The organism is Streptomyces macrosporus, assembly GCF_039533145.1.
Classification (GTDB): domain Bacteria; phylum Actinomycetota; class Actinomycetes; order Streptomycetales; family Streptomycetaceae; genus Streptomyces; species Streptomyces macrosporus.
On the sequence record NZ_BAAASZ010000017.1, the window covers coordinates 619,132 to 642,606 of the forward strand.

Below are 23,475 nucleotides of genomic sequence, written 5' to 3' on the forward strand. Positions count from 1 at the left end.
TTCAACCATCCGGGGTGGTTCCCGACGCCCCGACCTGCGGTCGGGCGGCTCGGGCGCGTCTCCGCTCTTCGTCGCCGGCGCGTGCCGTCCCGTCCGGCCCCGCGGGGTCGGGCGGGGCGGAACGCGCCCTTCAGGATGAGTACGTGATCGACGTCGCCGCGGGCGGCGACCGGCGGCGCCGTCCGCCGCCCGTCCCGCGTCGCGCGGGCCTCCGCGTCGGGGGGCGTCCGTGGCCCGAGGAGCGCCCTCCGGGCTCCGCGGGGGGCCGCCGGGTCCTCGGGCGCTCCGCCGCCCGCGCTCCGGGCTCCGGACGGCCGCGGGGCCGTCCCGTCGCGTCGGTCGGGTCCGGGGGGACCGGAGGTCCCCCCGGGCGGGGCCCCGGGGAGGGCCGAGGGACGGCGGCGGGACCGGTCCGGGGGCGGAGGCGCGTGTGCGGCACCGCTCCACGCTAGGCGCGCGGCACCGTGCGACCGTCGCAACCGCGCCCGTGCGGGTGCCGCTCCCACCCGGTCGGAGGACCGTGCCGCGGCCCGGTCCGGCCGCTCTCCCCCGGTGCTCGCCCACTTTCCGACGGACGTCGGCACGGACGGGCGCGCACTCGACCGTGCGCATCCGTCCGTGCCGCCGGGCTCCCCCCGGCGCGTGACCACGGTCCCCGGTCGCCCGTTGTGCAGGTGAACCAGAACCGAACGCCAGGAGTTGGCCCGTGTCCCCCATGCTCGATGTCAGCGACGACGTCCGCGCCGAGATCGGCGACGAGGAAGCCGCCCGGCTGCTCGCCGGCGACGGCGCCCCCGGCAGCTACGACTGCACCTCCTGCCGGGCTCCCGGCAACACCGAACAGGAGCGCACCAGCACCGTGCTCTTCGTCGGCGAGGAGACGGCCGTGCTCGCCTTCGCCCACGCGAGCTGCATCCCGTCCCAGGTCGTCCCGGTCTCCGAGGAGCAGCTCAAGGACGCCGTGCACACCATCACCGCCGACCGGGCCGGCACCTCCGGGGAGCCCTCCGCCGCCGACGCGCCCGGCGTGTCCGGCCCCGCGGCCGAGCCGGTCGGCGACGCCGGGTCCGCCCCCCGCCAGGCCGTCCTGGGGGTGACCTGCGGGCAGGTGCTCATCGACGACCAGCTCCACCCCGCCCTCGTCGTCGAGCCCACCGCCCCGATCGCCCGTCCCGGCTCCGACGGGCCCGGGGACGACTTCCTGCCGCTCCTGATCGAGCAGGGCTTCATGCCGGTGAACGACGTCGCCCGGGCGCCCCACCCCGTCACCGGCTGGTCCGTCCTGCTCGCCATGGGCCGGCTCCACGCCATCCTCCAGCCCGGCATCGCGGGCGGGCAGCCGACCTCCTGGTGGCAGGCGCACCAGCCGCTGCCGGTCACCGACGACTGGCGGACGGCGGCCACCAGGACCCACACCGTCTTCGTCTACGCCGCCCCGGTGGGCGCCATCGGCCAGCAGCCGCGCGAGGACCTCCTCCGCGAGGCGCTGGAGAAGGCCGCCGCGAGCGGTGTCCTGGTGGCCGCCGCCATGCCGCTGGCGGGCACCTGAGCCCCCGGCGCACCCGTTTCCCCCGCCCGGGCCCGCATCCGCCGGGCGGCGTGATCGTTGGCAGTGATGTGCAGCCTTACGAACCTTCCCGCCCCCACAACGCGCACCTCAACCGCGGCCAGATCCCGGGGATGCGCGCCCCGCACGAGCCCATGTCGAGCCGCTCGGCCACCCCGATCTACGACTCCCTCTACGCCGAGTACCGGCGCCTGTTCCGGGCCCTGCCCGGGGACCGGACCGGCGAGGAGGAGTTCCGGTTCACGGGCTTCGGCACCGGGACGGCCCAGTGGAACGGCGGGCGGCGGAACGGCGATCTCCTCCCCGCCGTTCTGCCGCCCGTCCTGCGGGACGGGCGGCCCTATGACCGGTGATCCCGTGCCCCCGTCCGCGGGGGCACGGCCGTAGGGCGGCCGTGCCGGGACCTCCCTCCCGGTACGGCCGCCCGTCCCGGCGCTACTTGGTGCGCCCGCGCTTCTCGCGCACCCGCACCGAGATGTGGATGGGCGTCCCCTCGAAGCCGAACTCCTCGCGCAGCCGCCGCTCGATGAAGCGGCGGTAGCCCGCCTCCAGGAAGCCGGAGGCGAAGAGGACGAACCGCGGCGGGCGGGTGCCCGCCTGGGTCCCGAAGAGGATCCTCGGCTGCTTGCCGCCCCGGATCGGGTGGGGGTGGGCGGCGACCAGCTCACCGAGGAAGGCGTTCAGCCGCCCGGTCGGCACGCGGGTCTCCCAGCCGGCCAGGGCGGTCTCGATCGCCGGCACCAGCTTCTCCACGTGGCGTCCGGTGCGTGCCGAGACGTTCACCCGCGGCGCCCACTTCACCTGGCCCAGGTCGGTCTCGATCTCGCGCTCCAGGTAGTGGCGGCGCTCCTCGTCGAGGGTGTCCCACTTGTTGAACGCGAGGACCAGCGCGCGCCCGGCGTCGACCGCCATCGAGACGATGCGGGTGTCCTGCACGCTGATCGACTCGCTGACGTCGATGAGGACGATCGCGACCTCGGCCTTCTCCAGGGCGGCGGCCGTGCGCAGCGAGGCGTAGTAGTCCGCGCCCTCGGTGAGGTGGACGCGGCGGCGGATGCCAGCGGTGTCGACGAACTTCCACGTCTTCCCGCCGAGTTCGACCAGTTCGTCCACGGGGTCGCGGGTGGTGCCCGCCATCTCGTTGACGACCACCCGCTCCTCGCCCGCGATCTTGTTCAGCAGGGAGGACTTGCCGACGTTGGGGCGGCCGATCAGCGCCACCCTGCGCGGGCCGCCGAGCGCGGTGCCGAACCGCTGCGGCGGGGCCTCGGGCAGGGCCCTGAGCACCTCGTCCAGCAGGTCGCCGGTGCCGCGGCCGTGCAGCGCGGAGACCGGGTGGGGCTCGCCGAGGCCGAGCGACCACAGCATCGCGGCGTCGGCCTCGCCGGAGGGGCCGTCCACCTTGTTGGCGCACAGCACCACCGGCTTGCCGGCCTTGCGCAGCAGCTTGACCACGGCCTCGTCGGTGTCGGTGGCGCCGACCGTGGCGTCCACCACGAAGACCACCGCGTCGGCGGCCTCGATCGCGAACTCGGCCTGGGCCGCCACGGAGGCGTCGATGCCCAGGACGTCCTGCTCCCAGCCGCCGGTGTCCACCACCTTGAAGCGGCGGCCCGCCCACTCCGCCTCGTAGGTGACCCGGTCCCGGGTGACGCCCGGACGGTCCTCCACGACCGCCTCGCGGCGGCCGATGATGCGGTTCACCAGGGTCGACTTGCCGACATTGGGGCGGCCGACGACGGCGAGGACGGGCAGCGGGCCGTGTCCGGCCTCGTCGAGCGCCCCCTCGACGTCCTCGACGTCGAACCCCTCCTGCTCGGCGAGCTCCATGAACTCCGCGTACTCGGCGCCGCCGAGCTCACCGTGCCCGTGCTCGTCGCCGACGTGGGTCTGCTCGTTCATGAAGTCCTGTCCTCGTGTGCGTGTTGTCCGTGCCCTGTTGCGGGGCCTTGTGCGGTGTGCCGTGCGCGGACCCGTGGTGCCTGCCGTACCGGTTGCCGTACCGGTTGCCGTACCGGCGGGGCGGCGCGGGCGCGCGAGGGTTCCGGTCGTAAGCGTCCAGTGTCGCTCAACCGCGCGGTGCCGCCCAATCGCGACCGGTGAGGCGCCGGGCGTCGGCCAGGTGGGCGGTCAGCCGCTCGCGGATGCGGACGGTCGCCTCGTCCAGCGCCGCCCTCGTCCGTCTGCCGCTGCCGTCGCCCGCCTCGAAGGGAGCGCCGAAGACGATGTCGATCCGGCCGCGCAGCGGCGGCAGCGCGGCTATCGCCCGGCTCCGGGCCCCGGTGGTGCCCAGCACCGCCACGGGCACGACGGGCGCCCCCGAGCGCAGGGCGAAGTACGCCAGGCCCGAGCGGAGCGAGGCGAAGTCGCCCTCGCCCCGGGTGCCCTCGGGAAAGATCCCGAGCACGCCGCCGCGCTCCAGCACGCCCAGCGCCCGGGTGATCGCGCCGCGGTCGGCCACCTCCCGGTCCACCCCGATCTGGCCTATGCCGTTCAGGAAGGGGTCGAGCGGGCCGACGAACGCCTCCTTCTTGATCAGGAAGTGGACCGGTCGCGGCGCGGTGCCCATCAGCACCGGGCCGTCCACGATGTGCGCGTGGTTGACGGCGAGGATGACCGGCCCGGTGGCCGGTACCCGCCAGGCGCCGAGCACCCGGGGGCGCCACAGTCCCCGGATCAGCGCGATCCCGATGCGGCGCCCGGCCGCGGCGCCGCGCGCGCTGGGCGCGGCGGGCCGGCCGGGCGCGCCGCCCCGGGTGGTGTCCGCTCCGCTCACCTGGCCTGCTGCTTCTCTTCGATCAGGGTGACCACGCACTCGACGACCTGCTCCAGGGTCAGCTCGGTGGTGTCCACCTCGACGGCGTCCTCCGCCTTCTTCAGCGGGGAGGTCTTGCGGGTGGAGTCGGCCGCGTCCCGCTTCAGCAGCGCCTCGCGGGTCGCGTCCAGGTCGACCCGTCCGCCGTCCCGGCTCTTGAGCTCGCCGCCGCGGCGGGCCGCGCGGGCCTCGGGCGAGGCGGTGAGGAAGATCTTCAGGTCGGCGTCGGGCAGCACGGTGGTGCCGATGTCCCGGCCCTCGACGACGATGCCGGTCGGGGCGGAGGCGGCGATGGCGCGCTGGAGTTCGGTGATCCGGGCGCGCACCTCGGGCACGGCGCTGACGGCGCTGACCGCGTCGGTGACCTCCTGGGTGCGGATCGGGCCGGAGGCGTCCGCGCCGTCCACGGTGATGGTGGGGTCGGCCGGATCGGTGCCGGAGAGGATCTCGGGCCGGTCCGCGGCGGCGGCCACGGCCGCGGCGTCCCGGACGTCGATGCCGTGGTTCAGCATCCACCAGGTGATCGCGCGGTACTGCGCGCCGGTGTCCAGGTAGCTCAGGCCGAGTTTCGCCGCCACGGCGCGGGAGGTGCTGGACTTGCCCGTGCCCGAGGGGCCGTCGATGGCGACGATGACGGGGGCCGGGGCGTCCGGGGACACGGAGGTCGCCTGCCGGGAGGTTGCTGCCACGGTGTCGGGCACCTTTCTCGAACTGCTCGGAGCACGGGTGGTGAGGGGACGCGGGACACCGGCGCGGGACCGCCGGCGGGACTTCCCCGCCCCCGGCACCAGGCTACCGGTGCCCCGGAACCCCTCCTGCCGCCGGACTACTGCTGCCGGATGGCCCAGCCCCGCTCCCGCAGGGCCGCCGCCAGGACGGGGGCCGCGCTCGGCTCGACCATGAGCTGGACGTGGCCCGCCTGCTGGCCGGTGGCGTGCTCGATCCGCACGTCCTCGATGTTGACCCCGGCCCGCCCGGCGTCGGCGAAGATGCGGGCCAGCTCGCCCGGCTGGTCGCTGACGAGGACGGCCACGGTCTCGTAGACGGCGGGGGCCTGCCCGTGCTTGCCCGGGATCCGGGCCCGGCCGTTGTTGCCGCGGCGCAGCACGTCCTCGATGCCGGCCGCCCCGTCGGCGCGCTTGGCCTCGTCGGCGGCCTGCAGGGCGCGCAGCGCCCGTACGGTCTCCTCCAGGTCGTCCGCGACGGCGGCCAGGACGTCGGCGACGGGTCCGGGGTTGGCGGACAGGATGTCGATCCACATGGCCGGGTCGGAGGCGGCGATCCGCGTCACGTCGCGGATGCCCTGGCCGCACAGCCGCACCGCGGTCTCGTCCGCCGACTCCAGCCGGGCCGCCACCAGGCTGGACAGCAGTTGCGGGGTGTGCGAGACCAGGGCGACGGCCCGGTCGTGGGCGTCGGCGTCCATCACCACGGGGACGGCCCGGCACAGCGCGATGAGCTCCAGCGCGAGGTTGAGCACCTCGGTGTCGGTGCCGGCGGTCGGGGTGAGGACCCAGGGGCGTCCCTCGAAGAGGTCGGGGGTGGCGGCCAGCGGACCGGAGATCTCGCGCCCGGCCATCGGGTGCGTGCCCAGGTAGGTGGTCAGGTCGCAGCCCAGCGCCTCGGCCTCCCGGCGGGGGCCGCCCTTGACGCTGCCGACGTCGATGCAGCCCCGGGCCGCCTTCCGCCGTTGCAGGTCGGCGACGACGGCGGGGATGTGCGCGGGCGGCACGGCCACCACGGCGAGGTCCACCGGACCGTCGGCGGGTTCCTCGGTGCCGGCGCCCAGCGCGGCGGCGGTGCGGACCCGGTCGGTGTCGCGGTCCTCCAGGTGCACCCGCACCCCGCGCGCGGCCAGCGCCAGCGCGACGGAGGTGCCGATGAGCCCGGTGCCGATGACGAGTGCTGTCTTCACTGGGCGATGTCCTTGCGCAGAGCGGCGGCGGCGCCCAGGTAGACGTGGGCGATCTCGGCCTTGGTCAGTTCGGTCTCGACGTGGGCGAGGACGCGGACCACGCGGGGCATGGCGCCGGCGACGTCCAACTCCTGCGCGCAGATCAGCGGCACGTCCACGATGCCCAGCTTGCGGGCCGCGACGGCCGGGAAGTCGCTGTGCAGGTCGGGGGTGGCGGTGAACCAGACGCTGATCAGGTCGTCGGCCGTCAGGGAGTTGCGCTCCAGGACGGCGGTGACCAGTTCGGCCACCTTCTCCCGCATGTGCTCGGCCTCGTCCCGCTCCAACTGCACGGCGCCCCGCACCGCTCGTACCGCCACCTGTTCACTCCCTGCGTCCTCGGCTCCGCCCGCCGGCCTGCCGTCTTCCGTTGTGACCAGCGTAGGGGCGTCCGGCCCCGCTCCGTGTCCACCGCCCGCCCTGCGAGACGGGCGGACGCGCCACGATCCGCGGTCGCCGACGCACGTGGACGGCCCGGCCGAGGAGCGGTTCTCGTGGGAGGTGGAGCGCTTCTGCGAGCCGGGGCTGCGGGCCGACCCCACCGTCCTGGAGTGCCTCCACTTCCCCCTCGAGGAGTACGTCGACGCCACGGGCGAGGAGCTCCTCGCGCTGCGCGGCGCCTTCCTCTCCCGCCGGGCGCACCACACCTTCGCGAAGTACGCCGAGGGGCGGTACCGCGAGCTGGAGACACGGCTGCGGGAGCACGGCGAGGTGCGCCGGAAGCAGGCGATGCGCCTGCTGCGGCCGCTGCTCTCCTGCCGCGACCCGCTGCGCACCGGCGAGCTGGTCCTCGACGTCCGGGCCCACCGGGACCTCCTGCTGTCGGTGCGACGCGGGGAGGTGCCCTGGCCGGAGGTCGTCTCCCGGCTCGCCCGGCTGCGCGAGGAGGCGGACGAGGCCGCCGAGCGCACCCCGCTGCCCGCCGCGCCCGCGCCTGGCCCGCCCGTCCCGTCCCGCTCGTCGGGGGCGGGGGCGTGCTCGGCCTTGGCCTCGATCAGCTCGGGGAGGTGGGCGGGCGCCTCGTCCACCGCGTCGAGGAGGGTGGGCAGGTGGGCGCAGACCTCGCCGGCGCGCATCAGGTGGATGCCGGTGAGCAGCGCCCGGAAGGCGTACGGCAGCGGCTCGGGTTCCCCGGTCCTCTCGTACAGCCGCCACTGGGTGCCGGCGAAGCCCCGGCCGGGGATTTTCCCGGCCGGGGCCTCCGACCGTCTCCGAGGGCGCCGACGGCCCCGGCCGGGGGTTTCACGGGCCGGGGCCGTCGGGATCTCGTCCGGGGCCGGTGCGGGCGGCGGCCTAGAGGCCGACCTCCCGCATCAGCATGCCCACCTCGGTGTTGGTCAGGCGGCGCAGCCAGCCGGACTTCTGGTCGCCGAGCGCGATGGGACCGAACCGGGTGCGGACCAGCTTGTCGACCGGGAAGCCGACCTCCGCCAGCATGCGGCGGACGATGTGCTTGCGGCCCTCGTGGAGGGAGACCTCGACGAGGTAGTTCTTGCCGGTGTTCTCCACGACCTTGAAGTGGTCGGCGCGGGCGTAGCCGTCCTCCAGCTTCACGCCCTCCTTGAGCCGCTTGCCCAGGTCGCGCGGGATGGGGCCCTGGATGGCGGCTAGGTAGGTCTTCGTCACGCCGTAGCGGGGGTGGGTGAGGCGGTGGGCCAGCTCGCCGTGGTTGGTGAGCAGGATCAGGCCCTCGGTCTCGGTGTCCAGGCGGCCGACGTGGAACAGGCGGGTCTCGCGGTTCTGGACGTAGTCGCCCAGGCACTGGCGTCCCTCGGGGTCCTCCATGGAGGAGACGACCCCGGCGGGCTTGTTGAGCGCGAAGAACAGGTAGGACTGGGTGGCGATCGTCAGGCCGTCGACCTTGATCTCGTCCTTCTCCGGGTCCACGCGCAGACCCTGCTCGGTGACGATCTTCCCGTTGACCTCCACTCGGCGCTGGTCGATCAGCTCCTCGCAGGCCCGGCGCGAGCCCATGCCGGCCCGGGCCAGCACCTTCTGCAGCCGCTCGCCCTCCGGCTCGCCGAAGGTCTTGGGCAGTTTCAGCGGCGGCTTGGTGTGCCGGGCGCGGTTGCGCTCCTCGATCTGGGCCTCGTACTCGCGGGGGCGGGCGGGTGCGGTCCGCTTGCGTCCGCCCTTGGCACCCGCCTTGGGGCCGCCCTTGGCGCCCGCCTTGGGGCCGGCCTTGGCGCCCGCCTTGGGGCCGGCCTTGGCGCCCGACACGGGGCCGCCGCCCTGCGCCCTGGGCCTGCCGGGCTTGCCGCCCGTGCCCACGTCGTAACGGCGCTCCTCGGGGCGGGGGCGGCCCGTGCGCTTCTGCCTGTCGTCGCGGCTGTTGCCCGCGCCCCGGTGGTTCCGGTTGCTGTTCCTGCCGCTGCTTCGCATCAAGGTTTCCGTCTAACTGTCTCTACGTCGGGCTGTACCCGCGACCTCTACGAGGTCGGGGAATCGCCGCTGTCGTCCACGTCGAATGACGGCACACCCTCCTGGCTCTCGGCCTCGACGGCGTCCGCCTCGGGGAGGAAGGGCGCCAGCTCCGGAAGTTCGTCCAGGCCGCGCAGGCCCATCCGCTCCAGGAAGTAGTTCGTCGTCCTGTACAGGATCGCACCTGTCTCGGGTTCCGTGCCCGCCTCCTCGATCAGACCGCGTTGGAGCAGGGTGCGCATGACCCCGTCGCAGTTCACTCCGCGCACGGCCGAGACCCTGGAGCGGCTGACGGGTTGACGGTACGCGACCACCGCCAGGGTCTCCAGGGCGGCCTGGGTGAGCCGGGCCTGCTGTCCGTCCAGGACGAAGCTCTCGACGGCGTCGGCGTACTCGGGGCGGGTGTAGAACCGCCAGCCGCCCGCGACGAGGCGCAGGTCGAAGCCGCGGCCCTGCCGGGCGTACTCGTCGGACAGCTCGCGCAGCGCCACCGCGATCTCCCGGCGGGGACGCCGGAGGACCTTGGCGAGGTGTTCCTCCCTGGCGGGCTCGTCGACGACCATCAGAACCGCCTCCAGAGCGGGCTTGAGGTCGAGTTCGGCGACGGTGGAGGCGCCGGCGGGCGGGCCGGCGGACCGGGGGGCCTCCGGCGGCTCCCTCCGCCCTCTCCGCGCCGTCCTCGGGGCCGTGTCCGGGGTGTCCGGGGCCGTCCCCGCGGCCGTGCCGTCGGCGCCCTCGGCGTCCCTGTGCCCGGTGTGCCCGGTGTCCGGTTCCGCGTTCATCTCCGGTCGTCCTTCCCGTCGCCGTTCCCCCCGCCGTCGCCCGCGTCGAACTCGTCGGTGACCAGCGGCCGGGTCTCCTCCCCACCGCTCCAGCGCACGGTGAGCGTACCCAGGGCCTCCTCCTGGTCGAGGACGACCGCGCGCTCCCGGTACAGCTCCAGCAGCGCCAGGAAGCGGGCGACGACGGTGAGGGTGTCGGGCGCGTCCGCGGCGAGCTCGGTGAAGGTGGCCTCGCCCCTCTCCCGCAGCAGCGCCACCACGATCTCGGCCTGCTCGCGCACGCTGACCAGCGGGGCGTGGATGTGGTCGACGTACACCTGCGGCTCCGGCTTGGGCTGCATCGCCTTCACCGCCAGGCGGGCGAAGCCCTCGGGGCCGATGCCGAGGACGACCTCGGGCAGCAGTTCGGCGTGGTGCGGCTCCAGGCCCACCGTGCGGGGGTGGCTGCGGGCCTCGGCGGCCATGCGCTCGTCGAGGACGGCGGCGACCCGCTTGTAGGCGCGGTACTGCAGGAGCCGGGCGAAGAGCAGGTCGCGCGCTTCGAGCAGCGCGAGGTCGGCCTCGTCCTCCACCTCGGCGGCGGGCAGCAGCCGGGCGGCCTTGAGGTCGAGCAGGGTGGCCGCGACGACCAGGAACTCGGTGGCCTGGTCGAGGTCCCAGTCGGGGCCCATGGCGTGGATGTGGGCCATGAACTCGTCGGTGACCTTCGACAGCGCCACCTCGGTGACGTCCAGCTTGTGCTTGGAGATGAGCTGGAGGAGGAGGTCGAAGGGGCCCTCGAAGTTGTCCAGGACGACCGTGAAGCGGCCGTCGTCCGGCTCGCCGTCGGTGTCGGTGTCGGTGCCGGTCGCCGGGTCCGGGGTTCCCTCCGGCGCGGGCTCCCGGGCGGGCGCGGGTTCCGGCGCGGACGCCGGCTCCGGCCGGGGCTCGGGGGCGGACGGCTCCGGCTCGGGTTCCGGCTCGGGGATCGGTTCGGGCTCCCGGACCGGTGCCGGTTCCGGCTCGGGAGGCGGCACCGGGGCGGCCGGTGCCGTCCCCGGCCCCCGGCCCAGCGGGCGTCGGGAGGGCCGGGGGTTCGGCACGGGGTCGTCGGCGGTCGGCATCTCGGGGCAGGCTATCGCCCCGCAGGTCAGCGACCGCGCAGGCGGCGTACCAGAATGCTCGCGTCGCCGCGCGACTCCAGGTCGGCGAGGACCACGGCGACCGCCTCGCGGACGATCCGCCCGCGGTCCACGGCCAGGCCGTGCTCGCCGCGGAGCACCAGCCGGGCGTGTTCGAGGTCCATCAGCTCCTCGGCGGAGACGTAGACCGTGATCTTCTCGTCGTGACGCTCGCGGCCGCTGGGACGCCGGGGGGCGGACCGCCCGCGCCGGTGCGGCGGGGCCGCCGCCGCGGAGCGGCTCCTGGCCTGGCCCCGTGCGCCCGCGGCGGGCTGGGCGGACGGCGGGGCCGCCGTGCCCCGCCCCGCGCCCTGGCCGGGCACCGGGGTCTGCCGGGGTTCGCGGCCGCTGTGGCCGTCGGCGTCGGCGGCCGGGGACCCGGCGGCGCCCTCCGCGCCCTCCGGGCCGTCCCCCGCGGGGGCGTGCTCGTCCGCGGGACCGGACGTACCCGCCGCGGGGGAGGGCCGGGACGTGGTGGAGGCGTCGCCTCCCGTGTGCTGGTGGGGGGTCGAGGGCTGGACCGGGGACCCCCCGGTGGAACGGAACAGTTCGTCGGCTGCCGGGAGACTCACTCGGCGTGGCACCGGGCGAGCACCTCCCTGGCGAGCTGGCGGTAGGCGGCGGCGCCGACGGAGTTGGAGGCGTACGTGGTGATCGGCTCGCCGGCGACGGTGGTCTCCGGGAAGCGGACCGTGCGCCCGATGACGGTGTGGTACACGTTGTCGTCGAACGCCTCCACGACGCGCGCGAGCACCTCACGGCTGTGCACGGTGCGCGAGTCGTACATCGTCGCCAGGATCCCGTCGAGCTCCAGGTCCGAGTTGAGCCGCTCCTGGACCTTCTCGATCGTCTCCGTCAGCAGCGCCACACCGCGCAGCGCGAAGAACTCGCACTCCAGCGGCACGATCACCTTGTGCGCGGCGGTGAGGGCGTTGACGGTCAGCAGACCGAGGGACGGCTGGCAGTCGATGATGATGAAGTCGTAGTCGGGCAGCAGCGGCTGGAGCGCGCGCTGGAGCGTCGACTCGCGGGCCACCTCGCTGACCAGCTGGACCTCGGCGGCGGACAGGTCGATGTTGCTGGGCAGCAGGTCCATGCCCGCGACCGCCGTCTTCAGCAGCACCTCGTCGGGTGACATGCCCCGCTCCATGAGCAGGTTGTAGACGGTGAGGTCCAGCTCCATCGGGTTGACGCCGAGACCGACCGAGAGCGCGCCCTGCGGGTCGAAGTCCACGAGCAGCACCCGGCGTCCGTACTCGGCGAGCGCGGCGCCCAGGTTGATGGTGGAGGTGGTCTTGCCGACCCCGCCCTTCTGGTTGCACATCGCGATGATCTTCGCCGGGCCGTGTTCGGTGACCGGTCCGGGGATCGGGAAGTACGGCAGCGGGCGGCCGGTGGGTCCGATGCGCTCGCGGCGCTGTCGGGCGGCGTCGGGCGCGAGGGTGGCCGCGTACTCGGGGTCGGGTTCGTACTCCGCGTCGGGATCGTAGAAGTGCCCCTCGGGGAGTTCGTCGTAGTGGGGGTCCGCGTAGGGCCCGCCGCCCGTGTGGTCGGCGGCCATGGCGTTCCCGTGGTGACCGTCCGTGCTCTGATGGGCTGTCATGCTCGCCTGGTTCTGGTGGGCTGCGAAAGTCTGGACAGCGACGGAGCCGACGGCATTGAGTCCCGAGGGGCCCTGGCCCCGCGAAGGCATTCCTGGTTGACCACCCCCGGGAGTAAATGTCGACTCATTCACAAGTCGTCTTACCTCCTTGGCGACCAGGAAACTTCTAGACAGATCAGCGTGGCACCATGCCGATGATTGGCGACTCTATGGCGTGTCGGCCGTCCGCAGCAACACAATCCGTCGGAGACGGCCTGATGTGTCGGCGACCTTGTACCCGTCTGTCAAGGGCGTAACGGCCGCGCATACGGGGCTTCCCGGGGGCGCGAAACGACCAAAGGGCCATGATCGCGGCGAGTCGCTCCCGCGTTGACCAGGCCCGTCACCCCTCCGACCGCGTCACCGGTCGGTCCCGGAGGTGTCCGGGACCGACCGGTGTTGCGATGGTCGTCATGTTGACTTTCGATGTTGACGCTTCATCGCCTGTTCATATGACGACTTGTCAACCGAGCAGCGTGCCCGGCTCGCGCGCCGGCAGCCCGTGCGCCTCGGCGACCGGGCCGTAGGCGATCTCGCCGTCGTGGACGTTGAGTCCGCGGGCGAGGGCGGGGTCGCGGCGCAGGGCCTCCCGCCAGCCGCGGTTGGCCAGTTCCACGATGTACGGCAGCGTGGCGTTGGTCAGCGCGTACGTCGAGGTGCTCGGCACCGCGCCGGGCATGTTGGCCACGCAGTAGAAGACCGAGTCGTGGACCGTGAAGGTCGGCTCGGCGTGCGTGGTGGGGCGCGAGTCCTCGAAGCAGCCGCCCTGGTCGATGGCGATGTCGACGAGGACGCTCCCCGACTTCATCTGCGACACCAGCTCGTTGGTGACCAGCTTCGGCGCCTTCGCCCCGGGGATCAGCACGGCGCCGACGACCAGGTCCGCCTCCCGGACGGCCTTCTCCAGCTCGTAGGCGTTGGAGGTGACCGTCCGCACGCGGGTGCCGAAGATCCGGTCGGCCTCGCGCAGCTTGCGCACGTCCTTGTCGAGCAGGGTGACGTGGAAGCCCATGCCCACGGCGATCTGGGTGGCGTTCCAGCCGGCGACGCCGCCGCCGATGACGACGGCCCGGCTCGCCGAGACGCCCGGCACGCCGCCGGGCAGCACACCGCGGCCGCCGGCCGAGCGCATCAGGTGGTACGCGCCGACCTGCGGGGCGATCCGGCCGGCCACCTCGGACATCGGCGCCAGCAGCGGCAGCGTGCCGTCCGCGGCCTGCACCGTCTCGTAGGCGATGGCGGTGGTGCCGGAGCGCAGCAGCGCCTCGGTGCACTCGCGGGACGCGGCCAGGTGGAGGTAGGTGAACAGCACCTGGTCCTTGCGCAGCCGGTGGTACTCCTCGGCGATCGGCTCCTTGACCTTCAGCAGCAGATCGGCGGTGGCCCACACCTCGTCGGCGGTGCCGAGGATGGTGGCACCGGCCTCGATGTACTCGCGGTCCTCGATGGAGGAGCCCACACCGGCGCCCTGCTCCACGTAGACCCGGTGGCCGCCTCGTACGAGCTCGTGCACACCGGCCGGGGTGATGGCCACGCGGAACTCGTTGTTCTTGACTTCGCGGGGGATGCCGACCTTCACGTCGATCACGGTCCTTGTCTCAGAGGGTTGTGGGATGGACCGGGGCACACACCACCGCACCATCGCAAGGGGTAAATGTCGGATGCGGTGGGGCAGCCGCAGCTCGGCCAGTTTAATGAAGGATTTCTCCGTGTCCAGCCTTGCAAAGCTCAGTTTTTATGCTCTCCACTGTACATTTCGTAGGCCACCTCTCTCCGGTTGAGGCCGTCGGAGAGCCCGCTCCCCGGCCGGCGCGCCCACCGCAGGGCCTCGCGGCGGGTGCGCAGCGACTCCTCGGTGCGGCCCGCGCCCTCCTGTGCCCGCGCGACCTCCTCCAGGGCCCGGACGTACCCCCGCCCGTCCTTCAGCCTCCGGTAGGCCGCCGCGGCGGCTCGCCAGGCGCGCAGGGCCTCCTCCCAGTACCCCTCGCGGAGGTGTTCGGCACCGATCAGCCCGTGGAGCCGGGCCTCGGCCGCCAGGTCCCCGCGGGACTGGCACAGGGCGAGCGCCCGGCCGTACCAGTCGGTCGCCCGCGCCCGGTCGCCCAGGTGCGCGTAGGTGTCGCCGAGGGACTCCATGGCCCGAGCGGCCATCCCGGCGCCGCGCTCCCCGGCGGCGCGGGCGGCCTCCAGGGCGGCGCGGTAGCGCGTCAACGCCCCTCGGGGCCGGTCGGCGCGGACGTCGAGGTCCCCCAGGGCCAGCAGGGCCGCGGCGCGCTCGCCGTGCAGGCCGCGGCGGGCGGTGACGGGCGGCAGGAGCTCGTACAGGCGGTACAGCTCGGGAGCGGCCTCGTCGGGCCTCAGATGCGCGCTCAGCGCCCTGGTCAGGGCCGAGACCAGGCGCCGGGCGAGGGTGTCCAGCTCCCCGTCGCGGGCGGCCAGCCCGGCGGCGGCGCGCAGGGCCGGCAGACGGGAGTCGAGCCACCCGGCGGCAGCGGCGGGCGTGGCGAAGCGCAGGGCGCGCGGCAGCCCGGCCATCTCCCGGCGCGCCGGGGAGCCGGACGGCTCGGCGGCGGCCCGGCAGGACCGCAGCAGCCGTACGGCCCGCTCCAGCATCCGGGCCCGCGCCAGCTGCACCTCGGCGGGGCGCTCCGACTCCCTCAGCAGGACGGTCAGCAGGGGGGCGAGGCAGCCGGGGACCTCGTACTGGCCGGGGACGACGGTGGTCCGCAGCAGACCGAGCCGGACGAAGCCCTCCAGCGTGGCCGCCGCCGTGTCCACCGGGCACCCCGCGAGGGCGGCGGCGGTGTGGGCGTCGACGAGCCCGGCCGGGGCGAGCGCCAGCAGGCGCAGGGTGCGGGCGGCCGGCGGCGGCAGCGAGCCGTGCATCAGCAGCAGGGCGCGGACCAGCGGCCGGGCGGCCGGGGCGGGGTGCGTGCGGGGGCGGGGGAGGCGGCCGACGCCTCGCGCGATGCCGTCCGCCGGCTCGCCGGGGAGGGTGTCCGGCAGGTCGCCGAAGCGCCGCACCGCCTCGGCGACGGACGCCATGGGGTGGGCCGCCAGCCAGCCGGCGACCAGGACGAGCGCGGCGGGCCGTCCGCCGCACGCCTCGACCAGGCACTCGGCGGCGCGCGGGTCGACGGTGACGCGGGGGGTCTCCCCGGCCCGGCGGGCCAGGAGGGCGACGGCCGACTCGGTGTCGAGCCCGCCCAGGGTGCAGGGCCGCACGTCCGGGACGCCGGTCAGCGGCCCGCGGGAGACGGCGAGGACGAGCGGGGCCCGGCCGTCGGGGAGCAGGTCCGTCAGCTGCCCGGGGGTGGCCACCTCGTCCAGGAGCAGCAGGGCGCGGCGGCCGGTCAGGGCGGCTCGCAGCGCCTCGACGAGCTCGCGCTCCCCCGCCCCGGCGCGGACGGGCCGGCCGAGGGCGCGGAGCAGGTCGCGGGCGGTGCGCTCGGTGGGGACGGGGGTGCCGTCCGGGTCGGTGAGCCGGGCGCGGAGCACGCCGTCGGGGTGGTCGGCGGCGACCTGCCGGACGAACTCCTCCGCCAGCGCGGTGCGGCCCGATCCGGGGCGGCCCGCGACGAGCAGGACGCGGCCGTGGGGGGCGGCGGGACGTCCGGCCGGGGCGTCGAGTCCCTCGCCTTCGAGGTCGGCGCGGAGCCGGGCCAGCTCGCACCGCCGTCCGACGAAGCCGCCGAACCCGTCCGCCTCCGGGGCCGTGTACGGGGTCGGCCCGCCGGTGTGCACCGCCTGATCCGTCACGGATCGAGGGTAGTTCACCCCGGCCGGGTCGTCCCGGCTCCGGCTTCGGCGCGGGGCCGTGGCGCCGTCCTCCGGCACCACGGCCCCGTCGTCACGGTGCTTCCGTCACGCCCGTCGCACCCGTCACGCCTCGAACGGCCTGGCGGGCCAGGGCGCGTCGGCCGGGCGCAGGGTGTCCAGGCCCCCCGAGGCGCGGGCGGCGGTCAGCGCGAGGACGCCGGTCAGCAGGCAGTTGTTGTGCAGCTCGCCCGCCAGGGCGCCGCGGACCAGGTCCGCCAGCGGGACGCGGGCGATCTCCATGTCGGCCTCCTCGTCGGAGGCCGCGAACCGCTCGCCCTCCGCCTCGGACAGCTCGCGGGCCAGGAAGATCCTCACCGCCTCGTCGCTGCCGCCGGGCGAGGTGTACATGTCGACCAGCACCCGCCAGTCCTCGGCCTTGACGTGCACCTCCTCGTACAGCTCGCGCCGGGCGGCGTGCAGCGGGTTCTCGCCGGGCACGTCGAGCAGCCCGGCGGGGATCTCCCACAGCTTGTGCCGCACCGGGTGGCGGTACTGGCCGATCACCAGCACCCGGTCCTGCTCGTCCAGCGCCAGGACGGCGACCGAGCCGGGGTGCACCTGGTAGTCGCGGGTCGCGACGGAGCCGTCCGGCATCACCACGCGGTCGGTGCGCACACCGGTCTTGCCGCCGGTGAACGGCGTCTCGGAGGCCGTGACCCGCCACTCCTGCGGGACGTCCCGCAGACGTCCGTCCGTCCCCATCGCTCAGACCTCCTCGCGCTCGCGCTCGCGCGCCGCGCCCTGCCGCTCGACCGCGGCCTTCACCAGGCCGGCGAAGAGCGGGTGCGGGCGGGTGGGCCGGGAGCGCAGCTCGGGGTGGGCCTGGGTGGCGACCAGGTACGGGTGGACCTCGCGCGGGTACTCGACGAACTCCACCAGCTTGTTGTCCGGAGAGGTGCCGGAGAACACCAGCCCGGCCTTCTCCAGCTCGGCGCGGTACTGGTTGTTGACCTCGTACCGGTGGCGGTGGCGCTCCTCGACGTACGGCTCGCCGCCGTACACCTCGCGCACGATCGACCCCTCGGCGAGCTTGGCCGGGTACATGCCCAGCCGCATGGTGCCGCCCATGTCGCCCTCTCCGGCGACGATGTCGAGCTGCTCCTCCATCGTGGAGATCACCGGGTGGGGGGCGGCCTGGTCGAACTCGGTGGAGTTGGCGCCCTCGATGCCCGCCAGGTTGCGGGCGGCCTCGATCACGATGCACTGCAGGCCCAGGCAGAGGCCCAGCAGCGGGACGCCGTTCTCGCGGGCGTAGGTGATCGCCGCCACCTTGCCCTCGATGCCGCGCTCGCCGAAGCCGCCGGGGATGCAGATCGCGTCCACGTCGCCGAGCTGCTTCCGCGCGCCGCCGGGGACCTGGCAGTCGTCGGAGGTGACCCACTTGATCCGCACGCGGGCGTTGTTGGCGAAGCCGCCCGCGCGCAGCGCCTCGGTGACCGACAGGTAGGCGTCGGGCAGGTCGATGTACTTGCCGACCAGCGCGACGGTCACCTCGTGCTCGGGCTGGTGGACGCGGCGCAGCAGGTCGTCCCACTGGGTCCAGTCCACGTCGCGGAAGGGCAGGCCCAGGCGGCGCACCACGTAGGCGTCCAGGCCCTCGCCGTGCAGCACCTTGGGGATGTCGTAGATGGACGGGGCGTCCTTGCAGGCCACCACCGCCTCCTCGTCCACGTCGCACATCAGCGAGATCTTGCGCTTGATGGAGACGGGCACGTCCCGGTCGGCGCGCAGCACGATCGCGTCGGGCTGGATGCCGATGTTGCGCAGGGCGGCCACCGAGTGCTGGGTGGGCTTGGTCTTCAGCTCCCCGGAGGGGCCGATGTAGGGCAGCAGCGAGATGTGGACGACGAAGACGTTGTCGCGGCCGACCTCGTGCCGCACCTGACGCACGGCCTCCAGGAAGGGCAGCGACTCGATGTCGCCGACGGTGCCGCCGACCTCGGTGATCACCACGTCCACGTCGTCGGTGGCCATCCGACGGATGCGGTGCTTGATCTCGTTGGTGATGTGCGGGATGACCTGCACGGTGTCGCCCAGGTACTCGCCGCGCCGCTCCTTGGCGATCACCGTGGAGTAGATCTGGCCGGTGGTGACGTTGGCGGAGCCGTCGAGGTCGACGTCGAGGAAGCGCTCGTAGTGGCCGATGTCCAGATCGGTCTCGGCGCCGTCGTTGGTGACGAACACCTCACCGTGCTGGAAGGGGTTCATCGTGCCCGGGTCGACGTTGAGGTACGGGTCGAGCTTCTGCATGGTGACCCGCAGTCCGCGGGCCTTGAGCAGCGCGCCCAGGCTGGAGGCGGTGAGACCCTTGCCGAGGGAGGAGGCGACACCCCCCGTGACGAAGAGGTGCTTGGTCGTCATGGATTTGGGCGGCATGGCCAAGAGGGGGCTCCCGTGGTCGCGAGGTGACGTGCGCTTCGGCGCCCCGGCCGGTGGGAGGGGGTGCCGTCGCTGCGGTTCGGGGGTTGTTGTGCCCTCCGCTCCACGGGCTACCAGGGTATCAGCGGCGGGCACGGTCCCCGAAGCGCGGCGGCGTCACGGTACGGACCGTGGCACAGTGGCCGGGACGGATTCGCCGCGGCCGTCCGCGCCCGCCCGATCCCCGGATCGTGGTCACCAAGAGGGCCCCGGCGCCCCTAAGGTGACCTGGGCGCGGATCATCTGGCCGCGTCGTATCCTGCTCAGACTGTCCACGTGGGCCGTTCACGTGGCAGGACGGAAGACCGCACGTCCCACGGGGCGTAGCCGCAGTTCGACTGGAGATGCTCGTGGCCGGGCGCATCGAGGATTACGCACTCATCGGGGACATGCAGACCGCCGCCCTGGTCTGCCGGGACGGGTCGGTGGACTGGCTGTGCCTTCCCCGGTTCGACTCCCATGCCATCTTCGCCGGACTCCTCGGCACCGAGGACCACGGTTTCTGGCGGCTGGGCCCGGCGCACGCCCCCGAGCAGAAGCCGCCGGCCGCCACCCGCCGCCGCTACCGGGGGGACTCCCTCGTCCTGGAGTCCGAGTGGGACACCCCCCGCGGCACGGTCCGTGTGATCGATTTCATGCCGCCGCGCGAGCACCACGCGCCGCAGCTGGTGCGCATCGTGGAGGGCGTCAGCGGCCGGGTTCCGATGCGCTCCGCGCTGCGGATGCGGTTCTCCTACGGACAGATCGTGCCGTGGGTGCACAAGGTGGACGGCCGTACCGTCGCCGTCGCCGGGCCCGACTCCGTCTGGGTCGACAGCGACGTCGACACCTACGGCAAGGACCTGACCACCTACGCCGACTTCACCGTCGCGCCGGGCGACCGGGTGACGATGACCATCAGCTGGCAGCCCTCCCACCAGGAGCCCCCGCCGCCCGCGGAGCCGGAGGCGGCCCTGGCGACGACCGAGGAGTTCTGGGACACCTGGGTGAGCCACTGCACGTACCACGGCCCGTACCGGGAGGCGGTCGTCCGCTCCCTGATCACGCTCAAGGCGCTCACCTACGCCCCGACCGGCGGCATCGTGGCCGCGCCCACCACCTCGCTGCCCGAGGAGATCGGCGGCGTGCGCAACTGGGACTACCGCTTCACCTGGCTGCGCGACGCGGCGATCACGCTGTCGTCGCTGCTGCGCACCGGCTACCGCGAGGAGGCCCTCGCGTGGCGGGAGTGGCTGCTGCGGGCGGTCGCCGGGGACCCGGAGAACCTGCAGATCATGTACGGCATCGCGGGCGAGCGCGAGCTGGGCGAGACGGAGCTCTCCTGGCTGCCGGGCTACGAGGGCTCGACGCCGGTGCGGGTCGGCAACGGCGCCGCCGGCCAGCTCCAGCTCGACGTCTACGGCGAGACCATCGAGGCCCTCCACCTGGCCCACATGACCGGTCTGGCCCGCAACGACTACGCCAGCCTGCTCCAGATCAAGCTGATCGGCTATCTGGAGGACCACTGGATGGACCCGGACGAGGGGATATGGGAGGTGCGCGGCCCGCGCCGGCACTTCGTCCACTCCAAGGTCATGGCGTGGGTCGCGGTGGACCGCACGATCCGCCTGATCGAGTCCGGCGACGTGGACGGGCCGCTGGAGCGCTGGAAGCGGCTGCGCGACGAGATCCACCGCGACGTGTGCGAGAAGGGGTACGACCCCGAGCGCAACACCTTCACCCAGTCCTACGGGTCGCAGGAGCTGGACGCCTCGCTGCTGATCATCCCGCAGGTGGGCTTCCTGCCCCCGGACGACAAGCGGGTCATCGGCACCATCGAGGCCATCCAGCGCGAGCTGTCGACGCCGGACGGCTTCGTGATGCGCTACCCGACCTCGGGCGACCAGGAGGGTCTGGACGGCCTGTCGGGCGACGAGGGCGCGTTCCTGGCCTGTTCGTTCTGGCTGGCGGACGACCTGGCGATGATCGGCCGGGTCGAGGAGGCGCGCCGGCTCTTCGAGAAGCTGCTGTCGCTCCGGAACGACCTGGGGCTGCTCGCGGAGGAGTGGGACCCCCGGCTCCAGCGCCAGGTGGGCAACTTCCCCCAGGCGTTCAGCCACGTGCCGCTGATCGACACCGCCCTGCGGCTGACGGCTTCCGGCGCGTACGGCGGCTAGCCGCGCGCGGGGCCCGTTCTCCGCGCCGTTCGCGCACCGTGGCCCCGGCGCCGTGTCGGTTCCGACGCGGTGCCGGGGTCCCGTGCCTCCCGCCTCCGGCGGTCCCCCCTCCGTGTCCGGCGTGCCGACGAGGCGGCGGGGTCCGGAGGGGGCTCGGAAGGGGCTCGGCCCCGCCGCCGTGGAGAGCCCCGCGAGGATCGCGTCCCGCCCCGCCCCCCGGATGCGCCGGGATGGGGGCGGGAGCGACATCGGGCGGTGAAAGCGCTCTCAGGGGATGACCTGCACACTGTCCACCGTTGGCGGTAGCGTCGGGTCCTCAGGAGAGAAGGAGTTTCGCCGTGCACGGTCACAGACCCACCCTCGAAGCGGTCGCCGCCCACGCCGGGGTCTCCCGCGCCACCGTCTCCCGCGTGGTCAACGGGGGCGCGGGCGTCCGCAAGGCCCTGCGCGAGCGGGTCGAGGCGTCGGTGGCCGCACTGGGCTACGTCCCCAACAGCGCGGCGCGCAGCCTGGTCACCCGCCGCACGGGGGCCGTCGCCGTGGTGATCGCCGAACCCGAGACGCGGGTGTTCTCCGACCCCTTCTTCGCCCAGCAACTGCGCGGCATCAGCCGTGAGCTGTCCGCGTGCGACACCCAACTGCTGCTCCTGCTGCTGGAGGGGCGCACGGACTACGACCGCGTCGGGCGCTATCTGGCGGGCGGGCACGTGGACGGGGCGCTGATGTTCTCGCTCCACCGCGACGACCCGCTGCCGTCGATGGCGAACGCCTCGGGCCTGCCCACGGTCTTCGGCGGCCGGCCGGGCTGGCCCGGCGCGGAGGACGACCCCGAGCTGCTGTACGTGGACACCGACAACCGCGGCGGCGCCCGGCAGGCGGTGGAGCACCTGCTGGAGCGGGGGAGGCGGCGGATCGCCGTGATCACCGGCCCGCTGGACCAGACCTCCGCCCAGGACCGGCTCGACGGCTACCGCGACGCCCTGGGGGTGGCCGAGGCCGATCCGGCCCTGGTCGCCCACGGCGACTTCACCGCCGAGGGCGGCGAGCGCGCCATGGCCGAACTGCTGGACCGCTCCCCCGACCTCGACGCCGTGTTCGCGGGCAGTGACCTGATGGCCTCGGGCGCGCTGCGGACCCTGCGCTCCCGCGGCCGGCGGGTCCCCGAGGACGTGGCGGTCGTCGGCTACGACGACCTGGAGCCGGCCGCCTGGGCCGTCCCGGCCCTGACCACCGTGCGCCAGGACGTCCAGGACATGGGCCGGATGATGGCCGGGCTGCTGCTGCGGCGGCTGGGGCTGGACCCGGAGGGCGTGCCCTCCGACACGCCCCTGGCCCCGGTGGTCACCCCCGCCCGGCTGGTGGTCCGCGACTCCAGCTGACGGCGGCCGGCCGCCGTCGGACCGGGGCGGTGCGGACGGCGGGCTCCGGTCAGGGCCCCTGGGTCAGTTCGTCGTACACGCTCAGCACCTGGGCCACCGTCTCGTCCTCGCTCGGCCAGGTCGCCGCCTGCGCCCGCCCGGCCGCGGCCAGGGACCGGCGTCGGGCGGGATCGGCCAGCAGCCCGGCCACGGCGTCGGCCAGCGCCTCCGCGTCGCCGTAGGGCACCAGCAGCGCGGCGTCGCCGACCAGTTCCGGCAGGCCGCCCACCGCCGTGGCCACCAGCGGAACCCCCGCCCGCAGCGCCTCCTGGGCCACCACCGCCCGGCCCTCCCAGCGCGCGGGCAGCACCGCGACGTCGGCGGCGGCGAGCAGTTCCAGCGCGTCCCCGCGCCGCCCCAGCAGCCGTACGGGCAACTCCTCGTCGTCGACGCGGCGTTGGAGCGCGGCCCGGTCCGGCCCCTCCCCCGCGACGGCCAGCAGCGGCGGCGGTTCGAGGCCGCGCCAGGCGCGGGAGGCGGTCAGCAGGGTGCCGAACCCCTGGCGGGGCGCGAGGCGTCCGATCGCGAACACCAACGGGCGCCCGGTGACGCCGAGTTCGGCGCGGGTCTTCTCCCGCCGCCCGTCCGCCCCCTCCCCCGGCCGCGGCGGGCGGGCGGAGCCCGCGCGCGGCACGGGGACGGACACCGGGGCGAGCCGGGCGTCGCGGGCCCCGTGGCGGCGGGCCCGGTCCACCAGGTCCGACGTGGTGCCGAACACCACCCGCGCGGCCCGCACCACCCGCCGCTCCAGCAGCCACATCAGCCGGGCCCGCGCTCCGGCGGCCTGGGTCCGGGCGTGCCAGGTGACCACCAGCGGCGCCCGCCGGCGGCGCCCGTACAGCACCGGCACGGCCAGCGCCCCGGCGCGCAGTCCGTGGGCGTGCACCACGTCGGCGTCCCCGCACACCGCGCGCAGCGCCACGGCCGCCTCCGGGTCCGTGCAGTCGGCCAGGGGCACGAAGCGGGCACCGACGTCGGTGAAGCCGTAGTCCGGTTCGGTGGCGTGCGGCGCGCAGACGGTCACCCGCACCCCGCGGGCCACGAGCCCGGCCGCCAGGGAGCGCACGTGCGCGCAGGTGCGGGCGCTGCCGCTGCCGACCACCTGCACCACGTGCAGGGGCGGCTGACCGCGCGGCGGAACCGGTGTGCTGCTCACGGAAGGATGGGGCTCCCGGCTTGTGAGGGCTCGGACGGCACGGCCGCTCGGACGGCACCGGCCGCTCGGACGTGTTCGGACGCGAGGGGACCGCGGCCCCGGTCCGGACGGCGGGTCGCGCACACGGCGGCGCACGGCGCGTACGGCACACGGTCGGCGCGCGGCGG

At 74.5% G+C, this 23,475-nt stretch carries 19 protein-coding genes and 2 pseudogenes; 5 read left to right on the forward strand and 16 right to left on the reverse strand.

What is annotated here, in order from left to right:
• Positions 1-715: 715 nt before the first annotated feature.
• On the forward strand, positions 716-1,549 hold the full coding sequence (locus ABD335_RS11280) for a hypothetical protein (RefSeq protein WP_344322142.1): 834 nt from the start codon (positions 716-718) through the stop codon (positions 1,547-1,549).
• Positions 1,550-1,617: 68 nt separating this feature from the next.
• Positions 1,618-1,920, forward strand: a complete 303-nt coding sequence (locus ABD335_RS11285) for a hypothetical protein (RefSeq protein WP_344322067.1) — start codon at positions 1,618-1,620, stop codon at positions 1,918-1,920.
• An 82-nt stretch (positions 1,921-2,002) separates the two neighbouring features.
• Here ABD335_RS11285 and der read toward each other — a convergent pair whose 3' ends face one another.
• From der to aroH, 5 genes are all read right to left on the reverse strand, one after another.
• Complete coding sequence (gene der, locus ABD335_RS11290; protein ID WP_344322068.1) at positions 2,003-3,469, reverse strand: ribosome biogenesis GTPase Der; 1,467 nt, start codon at positions 3,467-3,469, stop codon at positions 2,003-2,005.
• 166 nt (positions 3,470-3,635) lie between these two features.
• Positions 3,636-4,343: a lysophospholipid acyltransferase family protein gene (locus ABD335_RS11295; protein ID WP_344322069.1), complete on the reverse strand. Its 708-nt coding sequence runs from the start codon at positions 4,341-4,343 to the stop codon at positions 3,636-3,638.
• The gene (gene cmk / locus ABD335_RS11300) at positions 4,340-5,071 is read right to left on the reverse strand and encodes a (d)CMP kinase (RefSeq protein ID WP_344322071.1); all 732 of its coding nucleotides are present in this window, start codon (positions 5,069-5,071) and stop codon (positions 4,340-4,342) included. The genes ABD335_RS11295 and cmk overlap by 4 nt, the downstream gene beginning before the upstream one ends.
• 137 nt (positions 5,072-5,208) lie before the next feature.
• The gene (locus ABD335_RS11305) at positions 5,209-6,297 is read right to left on the reverse strand and encodes a prephenate dehydrogenase (protein WP_344322072.1); all 1,089 of its coding nucleotides are present in this window, start codon (positions 6,295-6,297) and stop codon (positions 5,209-5,211) included.
• Positions 6,294-6,656: a chorismate mutase gene (gene aroH / locus ABD335_RS11310; protein ID WP_344322073.1), complete on the reverse strand. Its 363-nt coding sequence runs from the start codon at positions 6,654-6,656 to the stop codon at positions 6,294-6,296. Before aroH ends, ABD335_RS11305 begins: the two co-directional genes overlap by 4 nt.
• 130 nt (positions 6,657-6,786) lie before the next feature.
• On the opposite strand from aroH, the pseudogene ABD335_RS11315 reads away from it, so the two are divergent.
• Positions 6,787-7,266, forward strand: a pseudogene (locus tag ABD335_RS11315) (DNA polymerase beta superfamily protein); the annotation flags it as partial.
• 35 nt (positions 7,267-7,301) lie between these two features.
• Here ABD335_RS11315 and ABD335_RS11320 read toward each other — a convergent pair.
• From ABD335_RS11320 to pyrG, 10 genes and pseudogenes are all read right to left on the reverse strand, one after another.
• Positions 7,302-7,511: pseudogene (locus tag ABD335_RS11320) on the reverse strand (nucleotidyltransferase domain-containing protein); the annotation flags it as partial.
• A gap of 118 nt (positions 7,512-7,629) precedes the next feature.
• Positions 7,630-8,718, reverse strand: coding sequence for a pseudouridine synthase (locus ABD335_RS11325; RefSeq protein WP_344322074.1), 1,089 nt, complete (start codon positions 8,716-8,718; stop codon positions 7,630-7,632).
• Between the two features lie 47 nt (positions 8,719-8,765).
• Positions 8,766-9,539: an SMC-Scp complex subunit ScpB gene (gene scpB, locus ABD335_RS11330; protein ID WP_344322075.1), complete on the reverse strand. Its 774-nt coding sequence runs from the start codon at positions 9,537-9,539 to the stop codon at positions 8,766-8,768.
• Entirely contained in the window at positions 9,536-10,642 is a 1,107-nt protein-coding gene (locus tag ABD335_RS11335; RefSeq protein WP_344322077.1) for a segregation and condensation protein A, read from the reverse strand. The genes scpB and ABD335_RS11335 overlap by 4 nt, the downstream gene beginning before the upstream one ends.
• Before the next feature lie 26 nt (positions 10,643-10,668).
• Complete coding sequence (locus ABD335_RS11340; protein ID WP_344322078.1) at positions 10,669-11,271, reverse strand: hypothetical protein; 603 nt, start codon at positions 11,269-11,271, stop codon at positions 10,669-10,671.
• A complete protein-coding gene (locus ABD335_RS11345) occupies positions 11,268-12,392 on the reverse strand; it encodes a ParA family protein (protein ID WP_344322079.1) in 1,125 nt (374 codons plus the stop codon). The genes ABD335_RS11340 and ABD335_RS11345 overlap by 4 nt, the downstream gene beginning before the upstream one ends.
• Before the next feature lie 412 nt (positions 12,393-12,804).
• Entirely contained in the window at positions 12,805-13,920 is a 1,116-nt protein-coding gene (gene ald / locus ABD335_RS11350) for an alanine dehydrogenase (protein ID WP_344322144.1), read from the reverse strand.
• Between the two features lie 149 nt (positions 13,921-14,069).
• Entirely contained in the window at positions 14,070-16,100 is a 2,031-nt protein-coding gene (locus ABD335_RS11355; protein WP_425583599.1) for an AAA family ATPase, read from the reverse strand.
• A gap of 123 nt (positions 16,101-16,223) precedes the next feature.
• Positions 16,224-16,862: an NUDIX domain-containing protein gene (locus ABD335_RS11360; RefSeq protein ID WP_344322081.1), complete on the reverse strand. Its 639-nt coding sequence runs from the start codon at positions 16,860-16,862 to the stop codon at positions 16,224-16,226.
• A 3-nt stretch (positions 16,863-16,865) separates the two neighbouring features.
• Positions 16,866-18,536, reverse strand: a complete 1,671-nt coding sequence (gene pyrG / locus ABD335_RS11365; protein WP_344322082.1) for a CTP synthase — start codon at positions 18,534-18,536, stop codon at positions 16,866-16,868.
• Between the two features lie 386 nt (positions 18,537-18,922).
• Between pyrG and ABD335_RS11370 the strand changes: the two genes are divergently transcribed.
• Positions 18,923-20,734, forward strand: coding sequence for a glycoside hydrolase family 15 protein (locus ABD335_RS11370; protein WP_344322083.1), 1,812 nt, complete (start codon positions 18,923-18,925; stop codon positions 20,732-20,734).
• A 338-nt stretch (positions 20,735-21,072) separates the two neighbouring features.
• The gene (locus tag ABD335_RS11375) at positions 21,073-22,113 is read left to right on the forward strand and encodes a LacI family DNA-binding transcriptional regulator (RefSeq protein ID WP_344322084.1); all 1,041 of its coding nucleotides are present in this window, start codon (positions 21,073-21,075) and stop codon (positions 22,111-22,113) included.
• Positions 22,114-22,162: 49 nt separating this feature from the next.
• Here the strand turns inward: ABD335_RS11375 and ABD335_RS11380 are convergent, their stop codons facing one another.
• A complete protein-coding gene (locus ABD335_RS11380; protein ID WP_344322085.1) occupies positions 22,163-23,308 on the reverse strand; it encodes a glycosyltransferase family 4 protein in 1,146 nt (381 codons plus the stop codon).
• Positions 23,309-23,475: the final 167 nt, after the last annotated feature.

Excerpts from the sequence above, each read along its gene's own strand:
- ABD335_RS11280 (WP_344322142.1), top strand. The coding sequence starts at position 716 with ATGCTCGATGTCAGCGACGACGTCCGCGCCGAGATCGGCGACGAGGAA.
- der (WP_344322068.1), bottom strand. The coding sequence starts at position 3,469 with ATGAACGAGCAGACCCACGTCGGCGACGAGCACGGGCACGGTGAGCTC.
- ABD335_RS11325 (WP_344322074.1), bottom strand. The coding sequence starts at position 8,718 with ATGCGAAGCAGCGGCAGGAACAGCAACCGGAACCACCGGGGCGCGGGC.
- scpB (WP_344322075.1), bottom strand. The coding sequence starts at position 9,539 with ATGAACGCGGAACCGGACACCGGGCACACCGGGCACAGGGACGCCGAG.
- ABD335_RS11335 (WP_344322077.1), bottom strand. The coding sequence starts at position 10,642 with ATGCCGACCGCCGACGACCCCGTGCCGAACCCCCGGCCCTCCCGACGC.
- ABD335_RS11345 (WP_344322079.1), bottom strand. The coding sequence starts at position 12,392 with ATGCCTTCGCGGGGCCAGGGCCCCTCGGGACTCAATGCCGTCGGCTCC.
- ABD335_RS11360 (WP_344322081.1), bottom strand. The coding sequence starts at position 16,862 with ATGGGGACGGACGGACGTCTGCGGGACGTCCCGCAGGAGTGGCGGGTC.
- pyrG (WP_344322082.1), bottom strand. The coding sequence starts at position 18,536 with ATGCCGCCCAAATCCATGACGACCAAGCACCTCTTCGTCACGGGGGGT.
- ABD335_RS11370 (WP_344322083.1), top strand. The coding sequence starts at position 18,923 with ATGCTCGTGGCCGGGCGCATCGAGGATTACGCACTCATCGGGGACATG.